At 61.1% G+C, this 4923-nt stretch carries 3 protein-coding genes and 1 pseudogene; 2 read left to right on the forward strand and 2 right to left on the reverse strand.

The window, feature by feature from the left end; all coding sequences use genetic code 11:
* Positions 1–301: pseudogene (locus tag EOC06_RS32565) on the forward strand (hypothetical protein); the annotation flags it as partial.
* A gap of 55 nt (positions 302–356) precedes the next feature.
* Here the strand turns inward: EOC06_RS32565 and EOC06_RS32570 are convergent.
* Together EOC06_RS32570 and EOC06_RS32575 are read right to left on the reverse strand one after the other, a co-directional pair.
* Entirely contained in the window at positions 357–1097 is a 741-nt protein-coding gene (locus tag EOC06_RS32570) for a polysaccharide deacetylase family protein (RefSeq protein ID WP_127320492.1), read from the reverse strand.
* A 133-nt stretch (positions 1098–1230) separates the two neighbouring features.
* Entirely contained in the window at positions 1231–3297 is a 2067-nt protein-coding gene (locus tag EOC06_RS32575; protein ID WP_127330657.1) for a bifunctional diguanylate cyclase/phosphodiesterase, read from the reverse strand.
* Between the two features lie 331 nt (positions 3298–3628).
* Here EOC06_RS32575 and EOC06_RS32580 point away from each other — a divergent pair, with 331 nt between their 5' ends.
* Positions 3629–4816, forward strand: coding sequence for a glycine C-acetyltransferase (locus tag EOC06_RS32580; RefSeq protein ID WP_128309723.1), 1188 nt, complete (start codon positions 3629–3631; stop codon positions 4814–4816).
* The last annotated feature ends 107 nt before the right edge of the window (positions 4817–4923 follow it).

Raw genomic sequence — 4923 nt, forward strand, 5'->3', positions numbered from 1 at the left:
CTTGTTCCTAGTGCTTGCCCATGAGGTGGATGACCTGGCGGACGGAGGATTGGCGTTTGCGCCCAAATACGGTCAGTCCATACGATCGAGGGTTGCTGCCTGTGCCACTCTGGCGAGGTATCTGGGCCGCGAAAATCTTGCCGTCACCATCGAAGGTTACGGTGCCCGCTACGAGACGATGGCGTGGGCTGCTCCCCTCCAGGAGACGAAGCTGATTGGCTTTCAGATTACGCCAAATTTACGCACATACATCAAATTGCGTCGCCACAAGTTACGCGGCGAATCAGTCGAGGTGCTTTGACACCTTGCTGATCCCGCGATGCGCAATCCGCTGAGAACTGGCCGTCCTTGCCGGCTCAGTCGTCATAGCCCTGGATTGCCCCAAAGCTGTAACGGCGCAGCTTCAGCGCGGTGATCAAATTGGTCAGCTTCGTCTTGCCGTCGAAACCGTCCTGGAACATTTCGTCATGCATCAGCAGGATCAGCTTGCCGGGCTTGACGAAGCGGCCATAGCCGAACAGGTGATCGATCTCGCTGACCAGATGATCGACGCTCTGCACCGGCTCGCCGTTGTCCTTGTGCACCCATTCATGGTCCCAGCCGTAGAGATAGAAGCCTGAGGCCGCGACAAACTCGTAGTCGGGCTCTTCACGCCCCTCCTGGGCGAGGCCAAGCGAGGTGTCGTTCTTCGACATGGAGGGCAGCCTGAACACGTCGCGCCCCGGCAGCCTTGCATGCACCACGGGCTTCAACCCGAGCACCGCGTTTGCCCTTACCATGTCGGCGACGACACCTTCGGTGTCGCCGTAGAAATGCCGGTAGTGATTGTAGGCATGGCTGTAGCTGTGGTTGCCGAGCGTCACCAGAGGAAGCTGCCTGGCGCGCTGGACGAGCGCTCTGTTGGCGGCGCTAGCCTGTGCGTGCATGCCGACCATGAATAGGGTTGCAGGAACCTGCTCGGCTTCCAACACATCGAGGATGTTGCTTGTGCCGTTCAGCGGCCCATCGTCGAAGGTAAGATATATTATGCGATCGGCCCCTTGGGCGGGAACCGCGAAAATCAAAACCGCCGCCAGCACAAACCGAAACGGTGTCATCAGCCCCGATATCCGGTTGCGATCACGACAAGGCCGCCATGTCCACAACGGCTTGTCAAGGCGAGCCGGTGCATGTCGCCCAAAAGTGCGCAGCGGTTTTGGGATAACGACATGCGCAAACAAAAAGGCAAACCTATGCCAGGCTTCCTTGCAGCACCGTCAGCTTGGCCTTCTTGGGCATGCGGGCGGTCAGCCATTCCAGCGCCTTGTCGTGCGGCATCGGGAAGGCGATGGAGTAGCCCTGCACCTGGTCGCAGCCGATCGCCATCAGCGAATTGAGCTCGGCCTCGGTTTCGGCGCCCTCTGCGACGATCGAGATGCCAAGGCCACGCGCCAGCTCGGTGATGGCGCGGACGATCTTCGAGTTGTCGCCATTCTCATGGATGTTCTGGACGAAGCGGCGATCGATCTTCAGCCGGTCGATCTCGTTCGGGTTGACATGGCTGAGCGAAGCATAGCCGGTGCCGAAATCATCGAGTTCGAGATGGACGCCGGCTGCCCGGATGTGCCGCAGCTTGGCCGCGATGCCCGTCTTTTCGTCATCGAGGATGACGGATTCGACGATTTCCAGCGACAGTTTCTGCGGCGGCAGCCCGGCCTTTTCCAGCGTCTCGAACAAGAACGCATCGAAATCGTGCTCGCGCAGCTCGGTGCCGGAAACATTGACGGCAAGCCGTCCGAAGGCAATGCCGGCGCGATTCCATTCGGCCGCCTCGTTGATCGCCTTGGTGATGACGATGCGGCCGATCTCGGGCATGAAGCCGCATTTCTCGGCGACCGGAATGAACTCGCCGGGCGGGATCATGCCGCGCTCCGCATGGTTCCAGCGCACCAGCGCCTCGATGCCGCTGATCGTGCCGTGGGTCAGTGAGACCTGCGGCTGGAAATAGACCTGGAAAGCCCGCTCTGCGATGGCGACCTTGATGTCGTGCTCGAGCTGCTTGCGATAGTCGAGTTCGCGGCGCAGCTCCTCGGAGAAGAAGGAGAAGTTGCCGCCGCCAAGCTTCTTGGCGGAGTAAAGCGCCAGATCGGCGTGGACCAGCAAATCCCCGGCATTGTCGGCGTCGATCGGATAGACCGCGATGCCGGCGCTGGCGCCTGGGAGAATGGTCGTGCCCTGGAAGACGATCGGCTCGTTGATATGTGCCAGGATGCGTCGCGCCAGCATATTGATGTCTTCGGTGCCGCCGGCGCCGCCGAGAATCATGACGAACTCGTCGCCGCCCAGGCGCACGCACAGATCCGACGCCCGGCAGGAGTCGCGCATGCGCTGTGCCGTCACGACCAGCACATAGTCGCCGGCGGCGTGGCCGAGCGTATCGTTGATCTGCTTGAACCGGTCGAGATCGAGCTGGACGACGGCAAGGCGTTCGCGACGCCGGTGCGTGCCCTTGATCAGCGTGTCGAAATGATCGGTCAGGAACGTGCGGTTGTGCAGGCCGGTAAGGCCGTCATGCACCGCGATGAAGGCCATGGAATTGCGCGCGTCGATCAATTCATGTGTCTTGCGCAGGATGGCGTTCGACATCGGCCTGAAGATGAAGAGCGCCACCAGTATGATGACGCCGATTGTGGCGTAGAACAGAGTGCGATGGAGAGCGAGCAGCTTCTCGGAGCGGTCGTCGGCGTCGGCAGTGATGCGCTGGCCAAGCGCGGCGTAGCCCGACAAGGTCGCATTGGCGACGGAGGCGTCGAGATTGACGCGTTCGTCGCCGCCTTTGTAACCGCCATTGCCGCTGAATTGCGATTCATAGGCCGAGATCAGGCGGTCGCCATTGGCGATCAGCCCGACCGAGAAATAGTCGAGGTGGAAGGGCTTGGCGAAAAGGACGCTTTCGATCGACTTCGGGTCAAGCTTGGCCGGCGATTGCGGATCGGCTCCCGTCTGATCGAGCAGCAGGTCGTAGTTCGTCTCGAACTCCGCCGTTGCCTGCTTGAGCGCGCTGACCAGCGCCGGTTGCTTGTCGCGTGAGCCGGCGCCCGTTGCACCGGCAAGGAAGACGATGCGCTGCGACAGCGTCTTTTGTGTGCTGACGATGTCGAGCAAGGTGTGATTGTGCTGTTGGGTGGCCATCATCTGCTGCAGCAGGATGAAGGAGGCGATCACCATGGCCGCAATGATCAGCAGGGCCAGCCAATAGCCGGCCTTGATCAGCAGTATGAGCTTGCCTGAAACGGTTTGCACCGGCTGCTGCGACATTTTCGGGGGCGGCCCTCTCGCCTACGGATTCTTGCCTAAAGATTTTTGTATGAGCACCATTGAACTGCAAACGTTAACAGGACCGGAAATCGACGGCTGCCCGGCGAGGGGCGGCTGTCGAAAGATCGCGAAATGGTTATCGGCTCGTTTAGCGCCGTACCGGCATTTGAGCGGTCATCGGCCAGAACCCTTGTCGCGGCGTCGTTTCCGCCGCCGCATGATGATCGACATCGGGGCGGCATCGTGCTGCTTGCCACCGATCCGGTCGTTTTTGCGATGGATTTTTCACGCGGACGAGACGACAGTCAGCCCACATCAAACGAGGCCGACCATGACCGCAGCATTCCTCTCCCACATCGACAGCGAGCTCGCGGGGCTCAAATCGGCAGGCCTCTACAAGTCGGAGCGGGTGATCACTTCGACGCAGTCGGCCGAGATCGAGGTCGGCGGCGACAAGGTGCTGAATTTCTGTGCCAACAACTATCTCGGCCTCGCCGATAGCGCCGATTTGCGCAATGCTGCCGAGCAGGCGCTCGACCGCTATGGCTACGGCATGGCATCGGTGCGCTTTATCTGCGGCACCCAGGAAGAGCACAAGCAGCTCGAATCCACGATTTCCTCTTTCCTCGGCATGGAAGACACCATCCTCTACGGCTCCTGTTTCGATGCCAATGGCGGCCTGTTCGAGACGCTGCTGGGCGAGGAAGACGCCATTATCTCGGATTCCTTGAATCATGCCTCGATCATCGATGGCGTGCGGCTGTCGAAGGCCAAACGTTTCCGCTACGCCAACAACGACATGGCCGATCTCGAGGCGCGACTGAAGGAAGCCCGGGACTGCCGCTTCCGGCTGATCGCCACCGATGGCGTCTTTTCGATGGACGGCATCATCGCCAATCTCAGGGGTGTCTGCGACCTCGCCGAGAAATACGACGCCATGGTGATGGTCGACGACAGCCATGCCGTCGGCTTCGTCGGCCAGAACGGCCGCGGCTCGGCCGAACATTGCGGCGTCGAGGGCAGGGTCGACATCATCACCGGCACGCTCGGCAAGGCGCTTGGCGGGGCCTCCGGTGGCTACACCTCAGGCAAAGGCCAGGTGGTCGACTGGCTGCGCCAGCGCTCACGGCCGTATCTCTTCTCCAACACGCTCATGCCGGCGATCGCCGGCGCTTCGATCAAGGTGTTCGAACTGATCAAGGACGGCGATGGGCTGCGCAGCAAACTCTACGACAATGCGGCGCGCTTCCGGTCGCAGATGGGCAAGCTCGGCTTCACGCTGGCCGGGGCCGACCATCCGATCATCCCGGTGATCTTGGGCGACGCGTCGCTGGCGCAGGAGATGGCCGCGCGCATGCTGAAGCGCGGCATTTACGTCATCGGCTTCTCCTTCCCGGTGGTGCCGAAAGGGCAGGCCCGCATCCGCACGCAAATGTCGGCGGCGCATTCCAGTGCGGATATTGACAGGGCGGTCGAGGCGTTTGCCGCCGTCGGGCGCGAACTCGGGGTCATTTCCTGAAAGGCTGGAATCGAAAAGCGATTCCGGATCAAGAGATTCAAGGGACAAAAGCATGTCGAACATGATGAAGGCGCTGGTGAAGGCCAAGGCCGAACCAGGCATCTGGA

It is taken from the genome of Mesorhizobium sp. M7A.F.Ca.MR.362.00.0.0, from assembly GCF_004023175.1.
Lineage (GTDB): Bacteria > Pseudomonadota > Alphaproteobacteria > Rhizobiales > Rhizobiaceae > Mesorhizobium.

What these genes read in the sequence shown, in the direction of transcription:
- EOC06_RS32570 (WP_127320492.1), bottom strand. Translation starts at nt 1,097, where the DNA reads ATGACACCGTTTCGGTTTGTGCTGGCGGCGGTTTTGATTTTCGCGGTT.
- EOC06_RS32575 (WP_127330657.1), bottom strand. Translation starts at nt 3,297, where the DNA reads ATGTCGCAGCAGCCGGTGCAAACCGTTTCAGGCAAGCTCATACTGCTG.
- EOC06_RS32580 (WP_128309723.1), top strand. Translation starts at nt 3,629, where the DNA reads ATGACCGCAGCATTCCTCTCCCACATCGACAGCGAGCTCGCGGGGCTC.